Below are 15,955 nucleotides of genomic sequence, written 5' to 3' on the forward strand. Positions count from 1 at the left end.
GGTCCGCAATCCCCCCCTCCCGACGTCCCCCACGAGGGGGGAGGAGAGGCGCTGTGTAATGGCGTTTCCGCTCAATCAAACCAACGTCGAAGCCGCGTTCGTTGCAGCCTGCCACGCGGAACTCCAGGCCCTGAAGCCCGGCAACGTGCACGTCCACAGCGCCGGGCACGGCATGGACATCCATCATTTCGAGCGCGCCGCCGCCGCGGCCGCGCCGTTCATTGCCGATCCCTCGCTGTCCGTGGGGGGCCGCATCCTGGGCGCGGTCAAGGCGAGCTTCGCGGAGACTGGGCTCAACGCGAACCTCGGCATCGTTCTGCTCGCCGCGCCTCTTGCGGCGGCCGCCGAGTCACGGATTGGAGGCGCAGACCTGCGCGAGCGGCTGGGGCGTGTGCTCGGCGGCCTCGACCAGGCGGATGCGGCGGACGCTTTCCAGGCCATCGTGATCGCGAACCCTGCGGGCCTTGGCCGCGCCGACCAGGGTGACGTCAACGCCGCCGCCACGGTGACGCTGCGCGAGGCGATGGCGCTCGCGGCGGATCGCGACAGAATCGCGAAGGCCTACGTGACGCGCTTCGACGACCTCTTTTCTCTGGGCCTGCCCGCGCTGCATGCGGGCCGGCGCGCTGCAGCAAACGAAACCCTGGCGATTACTGCGCTGCACATGACCTATCTGGCCGAGTTCCCGGACAGTCATATCGCCAGAAAATTCGGCATCGACGTCGCAGAGCGCATCCGGGGCGAAGCGCGAAATGCGGCATCACTTTGGCACCCTGCCCCGCGGCCCGAGACGTGGAATGGTCTGTGGGCGCTGGACAAGAGCCTTAAGGATCGGGGAATTAACCCCGGTACGACTGCGGACCTGGTGGTAGCTACTCTCTTTGCGGACATGCTCATTCACCAGAGTGCGACCACCAAGCCTCTCTAGCCTCTTGTCCAAACCTTCGACCTAGGTCTATTAAGGGGCGGCGCTCACGGCGCCACTATCCGGCCAACCGGGCCGGCGACACCCCGTGTCGCCGTTCGCTGCAACTGGGATAGGTTTTAGACTGCAGCCGGCTCTCACACTCCGGGCAGACGCTTCAGGCGCACGTCGCTGACGGACGCTCGGATTGCGTTTTTTGTTCAATATGAAGGAAGGGAACCCCCTAATGGCCAAGATCAATCGCGTACTGGTCGGCGAGTCGCTCGTCGGTGACGGCAACGAAGTCGCTCACATCGACCTCATCATGGGCCCGCGCGGCAGCGCGGCCGAGACGGCATTCGTCAACGCACTCGCGAACAACAAGGACGGCTTCACCACCCTCCTCGCCGTGATCGCTCCGAACCTGCCCTGCAAGCCGAACACGATCATGTTCAACAAGGTCACCATCAAGGACGCCCGCCAGGCCGTTCAGATGTTCGGACCTGCTCAGTACGGCGTTGCCAAGGCCGTTCAGGACTCGGTCGCTGAAGGCGTTATCCCGGCTAACGAAGCTGACGACATCTACATCCTCGTTGGCGTGTTCATCCACTGGGAAGCTGCCGACGACGCCAAGATCCAGGACTACAACTATCGCGCAGTCAAGGAGTCGATCGCTCGTGCCGTCGCCGGCAAGCCGACGGCTGCCGAAGCTACCGCTCAGCGCAACTCGGTCGCACATCCCTTCGGTGCGAAGACTTGAAGCGGAAACCGTCCACAGCAGGAAAATGATGCCCCTCCGTTGAATGGGGGTCTGCTGCAGCGATTGGGAAGACTACTCTCCGGCCGTTGGAACGGCTGACACGAGCAGGTGGACCTTCACGATCCACTCGCAAGTGGACTGAAACTCTCCGGGCCCGATTGCGAAAGCAATCGGGCTCTTTTTATTTGTGACCGCCGATTCACGTCGCGCCTGATAGGCGGCGCGACGATCGGGGTCACGGTTGTTTTGTGACCGCCGATTCACGCGGACGGAGCGCGAAGTCAGGCGTCGCCTGCGGCGCATCTCTCGATATCGGCGGCCGTGATGGCGCCGCTGTGCAATGCAGTCGCGATGAGCGCGCCGGCCGCGCCGACGTCCCGAAGTGCGTGAAGGTCTTCGGCGTTGCGAACGCCACCCGCGGCGTAGACCTTGCGTGCGCCAGCACGCGCCACGATCGATCCGAGGCGCGTGAGATCAGGCCCCTCGCCGCTGCCGACGCGCGCGAGGGTCATGACGATGACGCGCTCCGGCCAGAGGTCTGCGTCTTCAAGAAGACCCTCCGGGCCGATGAACCGGTCGCCGCGAAAATCGAGCGAGAGCGGTGCTGCGGGACCGGCCTGTTGGCGGGCGCGCGCGTAGGCGTCCAGGCTCGCGAGCGATTCCGATCCGAGGACGTGGGTGGCGCTTGATTGCGGCGGTTGGGGGTCCCCCCCTCCTAACCTCCCCCACGAGGGGGGAGGAACTGCGCGCGCCTCGACGATGCCGTCGTCGATCCACAGCTCGGCTCCCGGCCACGCCTGCATGAGGCGGGCCTGCGTCGCCAGATCAGCGCCGCGGCCTTCGATGCCGTCGAGATCGGCAATGTAAAGCGTGGAGAACGGAAAGAGCGTGCGGAGACCCAGCGCGACGGCCACCGGATCGGCCGTCGATGGCGCGAGCGGCGTCTCGATCGGAAGATAGCGCGCGCGATCGCCTCGCACCGCGGCCACGGCGGCGCCACCGCGGATATCAACGACCGGAATGACCTGCATCGGGCTTCCTTCTGACCGCAGGTGATGTAACACATGGCCTGAGATGTAACCGCACGGCGGGCGATGTAAACATCGCGCGCCTCGCCGCGACGCCGCAGACGCCGCGCGGCAACCACACTATCGGGAGCGCTTCACACCATGACCGTCACGGCCGGACTCGATGTCGGCGGCGCCCACCTCAAGGTGGCCCTGGTCGAGGATGGCCGCACGCTCGCGGCGCGCCAGTTCGTGTGCCCGCTGTGGCAGGGTCTCGACAAGCTCGACGCCGCGCTCGCCGAAGCCCGCCCCCTGCTCGCGCGGGCCACGCGGTTCGCCGTCACGATGACGGGCGAGCTGTCGGATCTGTTCCCGGATCGCGAAACGGGCGTGGGGACGCTCGTCGGCCGTATTGAGACGGATCTCGGGTCTGCGGCGCGGTTCTGGATGGGGCCGCGCGGCTTTGGCAGCGGCGACGACGCCCGCGCCCGGCATGCGGACGTGGGATCGACCAACTTTCTCGCAACGGCCGCGTTCATCGCGCGCAAGCACGCCGACGCCCTGCTGATCGACTTCGGGTCGACCACGGCGGACATCATTCCAGTCACGGGCGGCACGGCGTGCCCATTGGGCCTTTCCGATGCCGACCGGCAGGCGACGGGCGCTTTGGTTTACACGGGCGCCACGCGCACGGCCGTGATGGCGATCGCCAGCGAGGCGCCGTTCGGCGGACAATGGGTGAGCCTTGCACGCGAGTATCTCGCGACGATGGCCGACGTGCGCCGCATCCTCGGCTACGACCTCGCCGGCATCGACCTGCATGCGACGGCGGACGGGAAAGGCAAATCGCTCGCAGAGAGCGTCACGCGGCTTGCGCGCATGCTGGGGCGGGATGCGCGCGACGGTTCGGCGGAGGCGTGGGAGGGCGCTGCCCGGCACATTCGCGAGCTGCAGTTGCGCTCCATCCACGACGGCGCGACGCGGGTGCTGTCGGCGGTGGCGGTTGCGCGCTCGGCGCCCGTCATCGCGGCGGGCATCGGGGCCGGTGACATCCATGAAATCGCGCGGCGGCTCGGCCGCACGGCGATCGATTTCGGTGCGCTTGCCGAAGCCGATGCAGACTGCCTCGAGGTGGCGACGGGCGCGGCGCCCGCGGTGGCCGTGGCGCATCTCCTGGCGTTCGAAGCGCGCTGACGGCGGCCAATTTCCTGCTGCAGTGCAACGCCGCGAATTTTACTCAAACCTTAAAAGTTTCCCTTGGAAACCTACGATCGCCTGAAGTGGGCTCTAATGTATCCCTGGTAGACTCAGGCCATAATCAAAGAAAAGCCTCAAACGGGGAGAGGCACGGCCCATGAAAACCACGCTCGCCATCGCAACTGCGATCATTATGCCGGGTGGCCTGATCATCCTGGCCATCAGCATCGCGACCTTCTATCTCGCGCGCCGCCGGGCCTACGCCCGGGTCGCCCAGCGCGCGCCGCAACTGCCGGTCTGATCCGGATTTCCATCTGATCCAAGTTCCGGCGCGGCACGGCCGCCACCGGCCATCTCTGCCCGCTACTTTTTGCGCGCGGCCTCTGCGTCGCCCCGGCGGTGGGCCTCGACGCGCTCCATCAGCCAGCCCCACGCCTCGCGCTCTCGCGGGCCGGCGGTCTTCGAGATCGCGATGTCGAGGTAGGCCAGCTCCGCGTCGATCTTCTCCGGCGGCAGCATCGAAAGCCGGGTCGACAGCACCGCCAGCTCGATGACCGCAGCCTCGGCCCGGTTGTACCCGCTCCAGACCGCATGAGACGCCGCGTGCACCAGGCGACAATGAAAGCGCGGGCGCTGCGGGTCCTCGGTGATGCGCTCGACCGCGAGCTCCCAATGCGAAACGCAGTCCGCGAGGCGCACGCCCTTGACCCGGTCGGCGGCGGTGGTGGCCCAGTCGCGCCGGCCCGTGACGCAGCCCGCGAACACGCGCACGTCGCCGGGATGGCTGGCCACGGCGGCCGGGTTGGCCATCAGGTTGTCGAGGGTCCGCGAGGGCCTGAAGGGGGCGATGATCCAGCCGTCGCCGTCTTCGATCAGGCCGAGCGGAGCGATGTGCGCCTGCCCATCGGCATTGACTGTCGTGACGATGGTTTCGACGATGCGCGGCATGTCGAGCCTCCTAATCGGTCCATTTGCCCGCGGCCTGCGCGCGGGCGCGCGCAAACGCTCTGGTCCGGCTGCCGGGCGCGGCTGACGCCTTCGGCCGATCGGGCGCGGCGTCGAGGACCTGCTCCAGCGCCGGCGCGTCGCCGGGTCCGAGCACGCTCCACGCCACATCCGCCCGGTTCACGATGACCGGAAACACGGCGTCGACAATGCCGCGGCGCGCCAGCGCGGCGGCGGTCGCGTTGCGCGGGATGCGGCAGGATTTCACGACAATGAGATCCGCTTTGCCCAAGCGTTCCGCGAGGCGCGCGGCGAGGCCATCCGAGGTGATCGACCAGTCGCGCGGAATGCGGCGGTCTCCCGCGCAGAGCCTCGCAGGCAGCCAGACGGGAACGCGCCGTTTGCGCCAGGCGCGTGCCATGCCAACCAGCGTTTCGGACGCGATGAGACGCGGCTCGATCGCGCGCATGGCATCCGCCATCTGATGCATCGCGAGCAGGGCCATGTCGTGTGCGATCTCGTCCGAAAACCCCAGCGCGCGCTGCGTGTCGCGCACGGCATCCGCGAACGGGCCGCCGCCGGGGACGATGACCACCGGACGGCGCGCGCGCCGGACGATCGCGAGCATGGTGCGAAGTTGCCCCGTCTCGGCCAGACTGCCGCCGAGCTTGAGGACGACGGGCGTCATGCGCTCGCCTGGCGGATGCGAAAGATCTCGACGCCGCGCACGGGGCCGCGCTCGAGCTTTTCGATCAAGACGCGGATCGAGCTGATGCGCGGGTCTTTCAGCGTGCGCTCGGCGATGCCTTCGGCGAACGTCTCGATGAGATTGATGTGACCGGCCGCCATGATGTCGTTCACGATGTCGATGATGTCGGTGTAGGACGGCACCGTGTCCATGTCGTCGCCTGACGCGCGCACGCCCTCGGCCAGATGCGCATCGATCGAGAGGCGCACCTTCTGCGTCACGCCCTTCTCCTCGGCATAGACGCCGATGTTGCAATCCACGACCCAGTCCTTGAGGAAGATCGCATCGCGGCCCAGCGCCGGCGCCTTGATCGTGCCCGTCATGATGCGATTTCCAATGAAGGTGTCCTCTCGAACTCGTGCGGAATGGCGCGGCGCACGGCGGACATCGCTGCGGCGTCGAGCGCCTGCTGGCGGTCGCGACCCGTGCAGAGCGCGCCTCGGAACCCGAGCACGTCCGGCTCAAGCGCCAGAAGCTCGGGGATCTGACCCACGCGCAGCGAACCGGCAAGTCCCGCGAAGAGGCCTGCGGCCTGCGCCTCGCCGACAAAGCGGCCGAGCTCGGCGGGCGTGCGGTGGTCGCAGAGCGTGCGGCCATCTTTTACGGCAGTGTCGAGCATGACGCCGGCAAATCCCGCATCGCCAAGATGAGCGACGAGCGCGAGATCGAGCGGCGCGTCGGCCATCAGCACCGCGACGAGCGGCGTGTGAGGCGCGATCTCCTGCCCGAGGCTGCGGATGGTCGCTTCGGCGTCGCCGCCGGGGAAGAAGCCGATTTTAACGATATCGCATCCCGTCGCGGCCATTGCGGCTGCGGCCCGCACCACGGTGGCGGGATGGGCCGGCAGATCGCCAATCGTGGCACTGACGGGCACGTGGCGTGGCACCGCCTCGCGGATGGACGCAACCACCGAACAGGCGAGCGCGCCGAGCGCGCCCTCAGCGGGGTTTTTGCAATCGATGATGTCGGCGCCGTGCGCGGCCGCGAGGCGCGCTTCGGGTTCGGACATGACACTGGCTAGAAGGCGGACGAAGCGATGCGGCGTCGTCATCATCGTCGTCATGGAAGGGACGCTCACGTCTCGTGGAAGATCCGATTTTTCTCGGCGCGCACCTTGTCCTTGTCGGTCCGCTCGGACGGGCTCAGGTTCACGGTGTCATCTGAGACGATAGTCGCATTTGCGGCCGACATGCGCAAGATGCGGGTGCCCAGCATGACGGCCTCGGCGCGGTCGTGGGTCACGAAGATCACCGTCGTCGGACGCCTGTTCCAGAGCGCGATCAGAAGCTCCCGCAGGCCCTCGGCGGTGGGGTCGTCGAGGGAGACAAACGGCTCGTCCATCAGCAGGACGTCGGGCTCCGTGATGAACCCGCGCGCAAGGGACGCACGCCGCTGCATACCGAGCGACAGGCGCTCAGGATACTGGGAGGCGAAGCCTTCGAGCCCCACCTGCGCCAGGATCTCATCAATGCGCGCATGCTTGGGATCGCCGTCCGGCAAGGCGAGCGCGATGTTCTCGCGCACCGTGCGCCAGGGCAAGAGGCGCGGCGACTGGAAGATGTATCCGACGCGCGTCTCAGGGCCCCCGAGCTTGATCTCGCCCTCGAACTCGGAATCGAGCCCGGCGATGATGTTGAGCAAGGTCGACTTGCCGCAACCGGAGGGACCGGTGAGGACGACGAACGATCGCGGCTCGATCCTGATCGCGATGTCCTTCAACACCGGCTGCGCCTCGCGCACACCAGAGGCGGGATAGATTTTCCGGACGACGCGGATGTCGAGCGGATCGTGCAGCGCGGCGGTCATCGGCGCCACCTGTTCACGCGTGCAGCCAAGGGCTGGAGGATGCCGAATTCGATCAACTGGATGACGATGCAGAAGGCGAGCGCATAGGCGAGGATCATCGCGACATCGAAGAGCTGGAAGTAGGTGTTGAGCTGAAAGCCGACGCCGTTCGAGCGTCCGAACAGCTCGACGACAAGCACGATCTTCCACACCAGCGACAGGCCCGTGCGCGCGGCGGCGAGGAAGAAGGGCGCGAGCTGGGGAAGCGTGACGTGGCGCAACGTCTTCCACCAGCCGAAGCGGTACATGTGCGCCATCTCATCGAGATCGCGCGAGAGGCTGCGTGCGCCCTCTCGAACCGTCACGGCGACGTTCGGGATCTTGTTGACGGCGACGGCGGTGATGGCGGCGACCTCGGTGAAGCCGAGCCAGACGTAGCACAGGAAAATGATGACGAGCGCCGGAAGGTTGAGGAACAGGATCAGCCAGCCGTCGAAGATCCGATCGATGCGGGAGCTGCGCCCCATGGCGATGCCGATGGCGGATCCGATCAGCATGGCGAGGATGAACGCGACGACAACGCGATAGAGCGTCATGCCGATGTGGAAGGTCAATTCTCCGCTCGCGAACTCGCGCATCATGGCGGCGAAGACGAGACCGGGGCCGGGCAGATGTCGATGCTGGATCAGCAGCGCCATCACCTCCCAGAACACCAGGAACAATGCGAGCGAGCCAAGGCCCCAGGCGACACGGCTCTGCCATGGCTGATCCACGCTGGCGCGTGCCGGCATACTAGCTCGTTGCATGGTGAAACAGCTTGACGTCGAAAAGCGTGCCGTGGCCCATCAGCTCGGCGTCGCCCGCATCGACGAGCACCTGCATGAGCTTGCGCGCGGACTCGATCTCGGCGGCGCCCCACGGCTTCGGAATGCCGGCGCGGTAGGCCGCGATGATCGCGCGGAATTCACCGTCCGAGTTCGGCTTCACGATCGGCCGCAGCCGCTCCCACGCGCTGTCGTCGGTGGCGAGCACGGCGTTGGCTTCCCGGACCAGGGAGAGCAGCGTCTCGACCTGCGCCCCGTGGGTGGCCTCGAAGGATTCCTTCCAGACGAAGCCCACCAGGGCCGGCACGGGATCGATGCCGAGATCCTTCATGACCTGTTCGATACTCAGGATCTCCTTGAAGCCGCTGCCCGTGAGGCGCGCGGAGTGAGTCCAGAAATTGAGGACGGCATCGAGGCGGCCCGAACGGATCTGCTCAGCCAGCAACGGCGCGGCGCCAAACTGGGGGTGAGCATAGCTCGCCATGTCCTGGCCGATAGTTTTTTTCGCGTAGGCGCGCAGGAGAAGCCAGCTCTTGTCGATGGCCGAGCCCGCGACACCGAGCGTCTTGCCGTCGAGCCCGGCGATGTCGGTGATCGGGCTGCCTTCGGCCACCACGAGACCGCCAAGCGCCGAGGAATAGGCCGAGAACTTGAGCTTTTCGCCGAGCGATCGCTGGCGCATCGCCCACGTCCAGTCGGAGACGATGACGTCCGCGCCGCCCGCGAGCAAGGCCACGGGGCCGGCCTGGTTGGACGCGACCTCGATCGTGTCGAGAGCGAGGCCGGCCTTCTTGTCGAGTTCGAGGGCGCGGATGGTCTCGACGACCCAGGAAAGGGAGCCGTACTTCACGGAAGCGAGCCGCAAGCTCCCGGACAGGGCGGCATGGACGGGGCGCGAAACGGCGGCCGCGACAAGGCCCGCTCCGGCGCTGGCGAGCAGCCTGCGGCGGTCGATCATTTCGTATCTTCCTTTGCCATCAGGCGATTTTTCACCAACCACCGCACGCCGTGCAACCAGGATTCATCCGTGTTGCCCTGGATCAGGACGCTCGCGTTGCTCACGAGCTTGCTTTGCGCGACGTCGACGATGGCGACGGTGAGGCTCAGATGGGTCTCGGATATCTTCTCGACGACGCTCGTCATCGCAAGGTCGGCTTTGGCCTTGGCGGCGATGTCGATCTCGCAGCCATTGCATTCGTAAATCGGGCGAACGGCCGCGATCTCATCCTTAATCGGGGTCATGTCGATAAGCTCGTAGCGCTTATCGTCGCCCAGACGCTTCCTCAACTCGGCCTCGGCCATCGCGAGGCGCGTCTGCTCGGCTTCGGTCGGCCCGGTGACGCCCTTGAAGAAATCCTCCTCGGACTTCGGCATCGACATGTCGATGGGAAAAATCGCCAGTTTCTGGCTCGCCAAGCCCGGCCCGCCAGCCGCAGCAAGCATTGCCACCGCGAGAACAAATCGTGCCGCCACAACTCCTCCTGACATTGCAAAATGTTCCGGACCGCCGACCGGAAGTTCTTACACTATAACGTGCGTTCTAAGACTACGGATTTGCAAGTGGGATCGCTGCAACCGAGCATTCACGGGCTGTAACAAAAGCGAGAGGCTTGCGGCCGGTGAACTTGACAATTGGCAATTCGATGCGATGTTCCCGGGTAAGATGTTACAATGTACCCCGGCACATCGGCATGCCGGAAGGTCCGCCGGGAGGACAAATGATGACCGCTTTTGCTGGGTCAGGACTGCGGTCCGCCCGGTCTGTCTCGCTTCGCCTCAACGGCACCGTACTGAGGGACTTCTCCCTCCTCGCGCTGTTGTGTGTGCCAGTCGCCTTCGGTCGCCCGGCCTTCGCCGGCGGTGACGCCGCCCCCGACAGCGGCGGACAAACGGCTGCTCCGGCGGCGACACCTGCCGCTGAGCCCGCGGCTCCGCCCGCCACGCCACCGGCCGCGGCTGAGCCTGCCGCACCCGATGCTGCGGCAGCCAAGTCCGACGCCGACACCCTGAATATCAAGCTGCTGATGGCGCGCGAAATTCGCGAAGATCGCCTGCCGCCTCTGTCGCTTCTCGACATTCCCCCGCCGGACGACGGCGTGGCCGGCGGCAAGCTCGCGATCTCGGACAACAACACCACCGGCCGCTTCCTGAAGCAGGAGTTCTCTCTCGACGTCGTCCAGAGCGCGGCGCCGGACTCCCTCGTTGCCGAAGTGGTCAAGCGCGTCAACGAAGGGATTGCCTACATCGTGGCGGACGTGTCCGCCGAGACGCTGCTCAAGATGGCCGATGCGATCAAGGACAAGGACGCCGTCATCTTCAACGCGGCCGCGCCGGACGAGGCGTTGCGCGAAGAGCAATGCCGCGTCAACGTCAAGCACACGCTGCCGTCGCGCTCGATGCTGACGGATGCGCTCGGCCAGTACATGGCCTGGAAGCAGTGGCGTAACTGGCTGCTCGTTGTCGGGCCGGCCAAGGAAGACGCCGCCTACGCCGATGCGATCCGCCGGACGGCCAAGCGCTTCGGGCACAAGATCGTCGAGGAGCGCGCCTTCAAGTACGACCCCGGCAGCCGGCGCTCCGACGGCGGGTTCGAACAGATTCAGCAGCAGATCCCCGGCTTCCTGCAGGGCGCGCCCGAGCACGACGTGGTTGTCGTGGCGGACGAAGGCGAGCTGTTCGGCGACTACTTCCCCTATCGCACCTGGACCTCGCGCCCGGTGATCGGCACGGCGGGCCTCTATGCCACGTCGTGGCATCCGGCGATCGAGCTTTGGGGCGGCACGCAGTTCCAGAACCGCTTCAAGCGCCTGGCCGGCCGGCAGATGCGCGCGCTCGACTACAACGTCTGGATGGCCGTGCGCTCGGTCGGCGAAGCGGCGACCCGCAAATCCACGGGCGATGCCAAGACGCTGATCGCCTACATGCGCTCGCCTGAATTCGAGCTGGCGGCCTTCAAGGGCCAGAAGCTGACCTATCGTCCGTGGAACGGGCAGTTGCGCCAGCCGGTGCTGCTGGTGACCGCAAAGATCCACGTCACGGTCTCGCCGCAGCCGGGCTTCCTGCATCAGGTCACGGAACTCGACACGCTCGGCGTCGACAAGCCTGAAACAAAGTGCACCGCTTTCAAATGATTCAGAAAAACATAAGCGACACCCAAGGAGCTGCCTCGTGACAAGACAACGGACTCGCCTCGCCTTCGCACTCGCAGGAACGCTGCTCGCGTTCGGCGCGACGGATGCGCTGGCCTATAAGGTCTTTGTTTCGAACGAAAAGGAAAACACGATCTCGGTGATCGATTCCGAGACGCTCGATGTCGTGCACACGATCAAGACCGGCAATCGTCCGCGCGGCATCATCCTCGCCAACGAAGGCAAGTGGGTGATCGTCTGCGCCAGCGACGATCACAAGATGCAGGTGTTCGACACCAAGACCTTCGAATACGTGAAGGATCTGCCCTCGGGGCCGGATCCGGAGCTGCCGATCCTGCACACGTCCGGAAATCCGCTGTACGTTTCGAACGAGGACGACAACCTCGTCACCATCGTCGACATCTTCAAAGGCACCATCATTACCGACGTGCCTGTCGGCGTGGAGCCCGAAGGCATGGGCATGAGCCCGGACGGAAAGGTTCTGGTCAACACGTCCGAGACCACGAACATGGCGCACTTCATCGATGCGGCAACCTACAAGAACATCGACAACGTGCTCGTCGACAACCGGCCGCGCGTGGCGGAGTTCACGCCCGACGGCAAGGAAGTCTGGGTCAGCGCGGAGATCGGCGGAACGGTCACGGTCATCGAGGCGGCGACGCGCAAGGTGCTCGGCAAGGTGAACTTCGAGATCCAGGGCATCACGAAGGACGCCATTCAGCCCGTCGGCGTGCGCATCTCCAAGGACAACAAGAAGGCTTTCGTCGCGCTCGGGCCGGCTAACCGCGTCGCGGTGGTAGATGTTGCAACGCGGAAAGTCGAAAAGTACCTGCTCGTAGGCCAGAGAGTTTGGAACCTCGGCTTCACGCCGGACGAAAAACTGCTGTTCACCACGAACGGAACATCGAACGACGTGTCGGTGATCGACGTTGCCTCCATGAAGGTGACGAAGTCGATCAAGGTCGGCCGCTATCCGTGGGGCGTGGTGGTCGCGCCGTAAGTGGCAAAGCCGGTGGGCAGATCGCGGTGCAGCGAGGCGGCGGGAGCGCCCACGCTTTGTCTTTGTCGCGATCCGGCCCGGCAGGTATATGTGGCCGTGTCGAAATTCGAGGCGTCGAAATTCGAGACGTCGAAATTCGAGACAGCGGCTTGTCCGGAAAGTTCATGAACTCGTGAGCGAAACTCAAGCAGATACCCAGGCGGCCGGATCGCCGCCTGCCCTCGTCGTCTCCGGCGTCAGCCACAGCTTCGGCGAGAAGCGCGTGCTCGACAACGTGTCCGTCACCGTGCCGCGCGGAACATTCGCTGTGCTGCTCGGGCTCAACGGCGCGGGCAAGTCGACGCTGTTTTCACTCATCACCCGCCTCTACGACAACGTCAGCGGAGAGATCCGCATTCTCGGGCACGACGTGCGCCGCCGCCCCGGCGCCGCGCTACAGAGGCTCGGCGTCGTGTTCCAGTCGAAGACCGTCGATTCCGATCTCTCGCTGCAGCAGAACCTGCTCTATCACGCGGCGCTGCATGGGCTCGGGCGCAGCGAAGCCAAGAAGCGCGCGGCCGAAGCGCTCGCCATTGTCGATCTTTCCGACCGCGCCAAGGACAAAGTGCGCAACCTCTCCGGCGGGCAAAGCCGCCGTGTCGAGATCGCGCGCTCGCTGATGCACCAACCGGGCTGCCTGCTGCTGGACGAACCGACCGTCGGTCTCGACATCGGATCGCGCGAAAGCGTGATCTCCATCGTTCGCGGGCTCGTCGCGCGCCAGGGACTGGGCGTGCTGTGGGCCACGCATCTTATCGACGAGATCCAGCCCACCGACCTCATCGTGCTGCTGCATAAGGGGAAAGTCCTGTTTTCCGGTCGCCTTCCGGAATTCCTCGCCAGCACGGGAGCCGCGACACCCGCTGACGCGTTTCGCCTCCTGACAGGCACTTCAGCGACCGCGGAGGCAGCATGAACGTCGACGTCATCCGCGCGGGCGTGGCCCTCGAAGCCTCGAACCCCGACACGGCCCGGCGGCTCGGGCCGGTCGCCTATTTCAATTGCTTCAGCGGCATCGTCTGGCGCGAGGTGCTGCGCTTTCTCCATCAGCGCGAGCGCTTCTTCTCGGCACTCGTGCGGCCGCTGGTGTGGCTGTTCATTTTCGCGGCGGGCTTCCGGCAGGTGCTCGGCGTCTCGATCATCCCGCCCTACGAGACCTACGTTCTCTATGAGGTCTACGTCGTGCCCGGCCTCGTCGGCATGATCCTGCTGTTCAACGCGATGCAGTCCTCCCTGTCGATGGTCTACGATCGCGAAACCGGTGCCATGCGCACCCTGCTCGTCAGTCCGTTTCCGCGCTCGTTCCTGCTGCTCTCGAAGCTGGCGGGCGGCGTCGCGGTGGCGGCAATCCAGGCTTACGTGTTTCTGGCAATCTTCTATTTCTGGGAAGCGGACGTCCCGACGTACTCGTTCTCCGCCGGCGGCTCGGCCGAGCCGATCACGGTTTCGGGGCAGCTTCTTCTGCTGCTGGTGCCCGCGCTCCTCGTGCTTCTCCATCTCCTCAACTCGGCGACAGGCAAGCTTTCGGACGCAGTCATGTCGAAGGTCCTGTGGGCCGGCACGGCGCTCGAGATTGCGATCCTGATCGGCGCGATCTTCTTATGGAACCTCTCGGCTCCGTCGATGAACTACGTCACGGTGCTTCCGGCCCTGCTGCTGGCGGGCCTGATGCTCGGCTCGATCTCGCTGTTCCTGTCGTCCGTCATCAAGCAGCTTGAGAACTTCGCGGGCGTCATGAACTTCGTGATCTTTCCGATGTTCTTCGCCTCGTCCGCGCTCTATCCGCTGTGGCGCATACGCGAGAGCAGTCCGCTGCTGTACGAGATCTGCCGTCTCAATCCGTTCACCTACGCCGTCGAACTGATCCGCTTTGCTCTGTACGGACAGATCGGGCCGCGGGTCGAAGACGGGTCTCTGGACCTGACCAATCTTTACGTTTGCATCGGTTATACGGTGTTCTTCCTTGGAGCGGCCATCTATGCCTATAACCCTTCCAAGGGGCTCATCGCCCGACGTGGCGGACCCGGCGGCGCGGGCTGACACGTTACTCAAGCGACCTGGACCAACGCGAGACAGACACATGACCAGTACCGCTCAACGTCGTCGTATGCCACTCGCTGCCTCTCTGCTGATGCTGGGGGCGGGAGCGTTGTTTTTCGCAGCACCTGCCACGGCCGCCGGTGCCGGCGGCGAGACGCAGATCGAAGGCGCGCAGGAGGCTGCGCCGCCGCCCATCGACATGACCGCCGAATGGCCGTGCGTTCAGCGCAAGGTCGAAAGCGTCTCGGTGGGTCAGGTCTGGGACGGCCCGCCGACGGAGAACGTCAAAGGCTGGTTCCGCGACAAGGACATCTCCAACCTGATCGAAGTGCTGGCGAGCCGGCGCGTGCCCGTTGCCGATGGCGAAGGCGCGATCAAGAAGTTCGCCGAGGCGCAGCCCGAGGACAAGCGTGACGCACAGCTCACGCTGCTGTTTGCGGGGCTTTTCGACAAGATCACCAGCCAGCGCCGCACGGTCATGTCGGGCATCCTGAAATATCAGAAGTCGCAGAAGGAGCGCGCGCGGGAACTCGAGCACCAGAGCACCGCGATCGGCCAGCTCGAAAGCAAGCTGCCGCCCGGCATTGTCGACGACACGCCCGAGCTTGCGGCCGCGCGCGAGAAGTTCAACTGGGCGCAGCGCATCTTCCAGGAGCGCCAGTCGTCCATGCCGCTCGCCTGCGAGTTGCCGGTGCTGATCGAAGAGCGGCTGTATGCCTTCAGCCGCGCCATCCGCGCCAATATGAAGAGCTAGCATCGCTGCGGGGGCGTAACCGATCCAAGCGCCTCGTCGGCGCTTGGAAGCCGGGGCGCTTGGGAAGCCAGGACTGCCCCATTCTTCACTCTATGAGCTTGCGCGTATCCTCGCGTGCGACGGCGCGCTTATTACGCGCGGCGCGCTTTGGCCCGTGCGCTTAGGGTACCGGCGTCGCCTTGACGAGATCGAAGCCCGCCTGCTGCCAGGCGTCCGTGCCGTCTGAAAACCAGATGACGTGGGTGTAGCCCCACTCCAGCGCGCGCTTGCCCGCATTCCACGACATCCAGCAGTCCTTCAAGCAGAAGAAAACGACGGGCTTTGCCGGGTCGTTGCTCGTCAGCTTGGCGAGACGCGTGCGGAAATAGTCCTCAAACTCGGGCGACAGCACGCCGTAGCCGACATTCGGCATCCAGTGCGCGCCATCGATCGTCATGTGCGTGGGGTCGCGCCAGACCGTACCTGCCGGCAGGTTCGGCGGCTTGGGGGCGCGGGGAAAGACGTCGATGAAAACGGCGGTGCCGGCCTTGAGAAGGCCTTCGGCTTCGTCGGCGCCAATGACGCGCGCGCCCTTCAGCGTCTTCGGGACAGGCGTGCGGTAGCCGTCGATGCGGTAGCCGTCGGGCTCGGCGACTTCGCCCTCGGCCGCCCGCGCGGGGGCGCCAGCGAGCACGAGAGACAACATGGCCGCGGACAGCAGGCCGCAACGGGCCAAGCACCACTTACCCGCGCCGCTGAGCACGCTCCTGCGCCCCATGTTCGATCCTGTGCTGGAAAGTTAGAAACACCGCGAGCAACCTGCG

At 65.5% G+C, this 15,955-nt stretch carries 19 protein-coding genes; 9 read left to right on the forward strand and 10 right to left on the reverse strand.

Translation table 11 applies throughout. The features are described from left to right. Positions 1 to 58: 58 nt before the first annotated feature. Entirely contained in the window at positions 59 to 928 is an 870-nt protein-coding gene (locus K2Y42_RS03180) for a triphosphoribosyl-dephospho-CoA synthase (protein WP_291148360.1), read from the forward strand. A 223-nt stretch (positions 929 to 1,151) separates the two neighbouring features. Beyond that, on the forward strand, positions 1,152 to 1,664 hold the full coding sequence (gene fae / locus K2Y42_RS03185) for a formaldehyde-activating enzyme (RefSeq protein ID WP_291148361.1): 513 nt from the start codon (positions 1,152 to 1,154) through the stop codon (positions 1,662 to 1,664). A 281-nt stretch (positions 1,665 to 1,945) separates the two neighbouring features. Here the strand turns inward: fae and K2Y42_RS03190 are convergent, their stop codons facing one another. Next, positions 1,946 to 2,695 (reverse strand): HisA/HisF-related TIM barrel protein, encoded by a 750-nt coding sequence (locus tag K2Y42_RS03190; RefSeq protein ID WP_291148363.1) that lies wholly within the window; start codon positions 2,693 to 2,695, stop codon positions 1,946 to 1,948. 138 nt (positions 2,696 to 2,833) lie between these two features. Here K2Y42_RS03190 and K2Y42_RS03195 point away from each other — a divergent pair, with 138 nt between their 5' ends. Both K2Y42_RS03195 and K2Y42_RS03200 read left to right on the forward strand, forming a co-directional pair. Then, positions 2,834 to 3,865, forward strand: coding sequence for a hydantoinase/oxoprolinase family protein (locus K2Y42_RS03195; RefSeq protein ID WP_291148364.1), 1,032 nt, complete (start codon positions 2,834 to 2,836; stop codon positions 3,863 to 3,865). 160 nt (positions 3,866 to 4,025) lie between these two features. After that, the gene (locus tag K2Y42_RS03200) at positions 4,026 to 4,169 is read left to right on the forward strand and encodes a hypothetical protein (RefSeq protein WP_291148366.1); all 144 of its coding nucleotides are present in this window, start codon (positions 4,026 to 4,028) and stop codon (positions 4,167 to 4,169) included. A 62-nt stretch (positions 4,170 to 4,231) separates the two neighbouring features. Here K2Y42_RS03200 and K2Y42_RS03205 read toward each other — a convergent pair whose 3' ends face one another. Genes K2Y42_RS03205 through K2Y42_RS03240 form a run of 8 tightly spaced genes read right to left on the reverse strand, consistent with a single transcriptional unit; the run spans position 4,232 to position 9,643 of the window. Further along, complete coding sequence (locus tag K2Y42_RS03205) at positions 4,232 to 4,816, reverse strand: DUF447 domain-containing protein (RefSeq protein WP_291148368.1); 585 nt, start codon at positions 4,814 to 4,816, stop codon at positions 4,232 to 4,234. Positions 4,817 to 4,826: 10 nt separating this feature from the next. Continuing rightward, complete coding sequence (locus K2Y42_RS03210; protein WP_291148370.1) at positions 4,827 to 5,501, reverse strand: uridylate kinase; 675 nt, start codon at positions 5,499 to 5,501, stop codon at positions 4,827 to 4,829. Then, complete coding sequence (locus tag K2Y42_RS03215; RefSeq protein WP_291148372.1) at positions 5,498 to 5,884, reverse strand: dihydroneopterin aldolase; 387 nt, start codon at positions 5,882 to 5,884, stop codon at positions 5,498 to 5,500. The genes K2Y42_RS03210 and K2Y42_RS03215 overlap by 4 nt, the downstream gene beginning before the upstream one ends. Next, the gene (locus K2Y42_RS03220; protein ID WP_291148374.1) at positions 5,881 to 6,624 is read right to left on the reverse strand and encodes a (5-formylfuran-3-yl)methyl phosphate synthase; all 744 of its coding nucleotides are present in this window, start codon (positions 6,622 to 6,624) and stop codon (positions 5,881 to 5,883) included. The genes K2Y42_RS03215 and K2Y42_RS03220 overlap by 4 nt, the downstream gene beginning before the upstream one ends. An 11-nt stretch (positions 6,625 to 6,635) precedes the next feature. Continuing rightward, positions 6,636 to 7,367 carry an ATP-binding cassette domain-containing protein gene (locus K2Y42_RS03225; protein ID WP_291148377.1) on the reverse strand — a complete coding sequence of 244 codons (732 nt, stop codon included), beginning with the start codon at positions 7,365 to 7,367 and terminating at the stop codon, positions 6,636 to 6,638. After that, positions 7,364 to 8,137, reverse strand: a complete 774-nt coding sequence (locus K2Y42_RS03230) for an ABC transporter permease (protein ID WP_291148381.1) — start codon at positions 8,135 to 8,137, stop codon at positions 7,364 to 7,366. Before K2Y42_RS03230 ends, K2Y42_RS03225 begins: the two co-directional genes overlap by 4 nt. A gap of 1 nt (position 8,138) precedes the next feature. Then, positions 8,139 to 9,128 carry an ABC transporter substrate-binding protein gene (locus tag K2Y42_RS03235; RefSeq protein WP_291148383.1) on the reverse strand — a complete coding sequence of 330 codons (990 nt, stop codon included), beginning with the start codon at positions 9,126 to 9,128 and terminating at the stop codon, positions 8,139 to 8,141. Further along, entirely contained in the window at positions 9,125 to 9,643 is a 519-nt protein-coding gene (locus tag K2Y42_RS03240) for a DUF3280 domain-containing protein (protein ID WP_291148386.1), read from the reverse strand. Before K2Y42_RS03240 ends, K2Y42_RS03235 begins: the two co-directional genes overlap by 4 nt. 248 nt (positions 9,644 to 9,891) lie before the next feature. Here K2Y42_RS03240 and K2Y42_RS03245 point away from each other — a divergent pair, with 248 nt between their 5' ends. The 5 genes from K2Y42_RS03245 to K2Y42_RS03265 all read left to right on the forward strand — a co-directional run bounded on the left by K2Y42_RS03245 (position 9,892) and on the right by K2Y42_RS03265 (position 15,152). After that, a complete protein-coding gene (locus K2Y42_RS03245) occupies positions 9,892 to 11,301 on the forward strand; it encodes an ABC transporter substrate-binding protein (protein WP_291148388.1) in 1,410 nt (469 codons plus the stop codon). A 37-nt stretch (positions 11,302 to 11,338) separates the two neighbouring features. After that, positions 11,339 to 12,319, forward strand: a complete 981-nt coding sequence (locus tag K2Y42_RS03250; protein ID WP_291148391.1) for a PQQ-dependent catabolism-associated beta-propeller protein — start codon at positions 11,339 to 11,341, stop codon at positions 12,317 to 12,319. Positions 12,320 to 12,491: 172 nt separating this feature from the next. Further along, complete coding sequence (locus K2Y42_RS03255; RefSeq protein WP_291148393.1) at positions 12,492 to 13,274, forward strand: ABC transporter ATP-binding protein; 783 nt, start codon at positions 12,492 to 12,494, stop codon at positions 13,272 to 13,274. Then, positions 13,271 to 14,398 (forward strand): ABC transporter permease, encoded by a 1,128-nt coding sequence (locus tag K2Y42_RS03260; RefSeq protein WP_291148394.1) that lies wholly within the window; start codon positions 13,271 to 13,273, stop codon positions 14,396 to 14,398. Before K2Y42_RS03255 ends, K2Y42_RS03260 begins: the two co-directional genes overlap by 4 nt. Before the next feature lie 40 nt (positions 14,399 to 14,438). Then, the gene (locus tag K2Y42_RS03265; RefSeq protein ID WP_291148396.1) at positions 14,439 to 15,152 is read left to right on the forward strand and encodes a hypothetical protein; all 714 of its coding nucleotides are present in this window, start codon (positions 14,439 to 14,441) and stop codon (positions 15,150 to 15,152) included. 160 nt (positions 15,153 to 15,312) lie between these two features. On the opposite strand, the gene K2Y42_RS03270 is transcribed toward K2Y42_RS03265, so the two are convergent. Continuing rightward, entirely contained in the window at positions 15,313 to 15,909 is a 597-nt protein-coding gene (locus tag K2Y42_RS03270; protein WP_291148398.1) for a PQQ-dependent catabolism-associated CXXCW motif protein, read from the reverse strand. Positions 15,910 to 15,955: the final 46 nt, after the last annotated feature.

Source organism: Hyphomicrobium sp., assembly GCF_019744875.1.
GTDB lineage: Bacteria > Pseudomonadota > Alphaproteobacteria > Rhizobiales > Hyphomicrobiaceae > Hyphomicrobium_C.

Excerpts from the sequence above, each read along its gene's own strand:
- K2Y42_RS03245 (WP_291148388.1), top strand. The coding sequence starts at position 9,892 with ATGACCGCTTTTGCTGGGTCAGGACTGCGGTCCGCCCGGTCTGTCTCG.
- K2Y42_RS03230 (WP_291148381.1), bottom strand. The coding sequence starts at position 8,137 with ATGCCGGCACGCGCCAGCGTGGATCAGCCATGGCAGAGCCGTGTCGCC.
- K2Y42_RS03215 (WP_291148372.1), bottom strand. The coding sequence starts at position 5,884 with ATGACGGGCACGATCAAGGCGCCGGCGCTGGGCCGCGATGCGATCTTC.
- K2Y42_RS03220 (WP_291148374.1), bottom strand. The coding sequence starts at position 6,624 with ATGACGACGATGATGACGACGCCGCATCGCTTCGTCCGCCTTCTAGCC.
- K2Y42_RS03260 (WP_291148394.1), top strand. The coding sequence starts at position 13,271 with ATGAACGTCGACGTCATCCGCGCGGGCGTGGCCCTCGAAGCCTCGAAC.
- K2Y42_RS03235 (WP_291148383.1), bottom strand. The coding sequence starts at position 9,128 with ATGATCGACCGCCGCAGGCTGCTCGCCAGCGCCGGAGCGGGCCTTGTC.
- K2Y42_RS03180 (WP_291148360.1), top strand. The coding sequence starts at position 59 with ATGGCGTTTCCGCTCAATCAAACCAACGTCGAAGCCGCGTTCGTTGCA.
- K2Y42_RS03200 (WP_291148366.1), top strand. The coding sequence starts at position 4,026 with ATGAAAACCACGCTCGCCATCGCAACTGCGATCATTATGCCGGGTGGC.
- K2Y42_RS03225 (WP_291148377.1), bottom strand. The coding sequence starts at position 7,367 with ATGACCGCCGCGCTGCACGATCCGCTCGACATCCGCGTCGTCCGGAAA.
- K2Y42_RS03205 (WP_291148368.1), bottom strand. The coding sequence starts at position 4,816 with ATGCCGCGCATCGTCGAAACCATCGTCACGACAGTCAATGCCGATGGG.
- K2Y42_RS03270 (WP_291148398.1), bottom strand. The coding sequence starts at position 15,909 with ATGGGGCGCAGGAGCGTGCTCAGCGGCGCGGGTAAGTGGTGCTTGGCC.
- K2Y42_RS03195 (WP_291148364.1), top strand. The coding sequence starts at position 2,834 with ATGACCGTCACGGCCGGACTCGATGTCGGCGGCGCCCACCTCAAGGTG.
- K2Y42_RS03210 (WP_291148370.1), bottom strand. The coding sequence starts at position 5,501 with ATGACGCCCGTCGTCCTCAAGCTCGGCGGCAGTCTGGCCGAGACGGGG.
- K2Y42_RS03265 (WP_291148396.1), top strand. The coding sequence starts at position 14,439 with ATGACCAGTACCGCTCAACGTCGTCGTATGCCACTCGCTGCCTCTCTG.
- fae (WP_291148361.1), top strand. The coding sequence starts at position 1,152 with ATGGCCAAGATCAATCGCGTACTGGTCGGCGAGTCGCTCGTCGGTGAC.
- K2Y42_RS03190 (WP_291148363.1), bottom strand. The coding sequence starts at position 2,695 with ATGCAGGTCATTCCGGTCGTTGATATCCGCGGTGGCGCCGCCGTGGCC.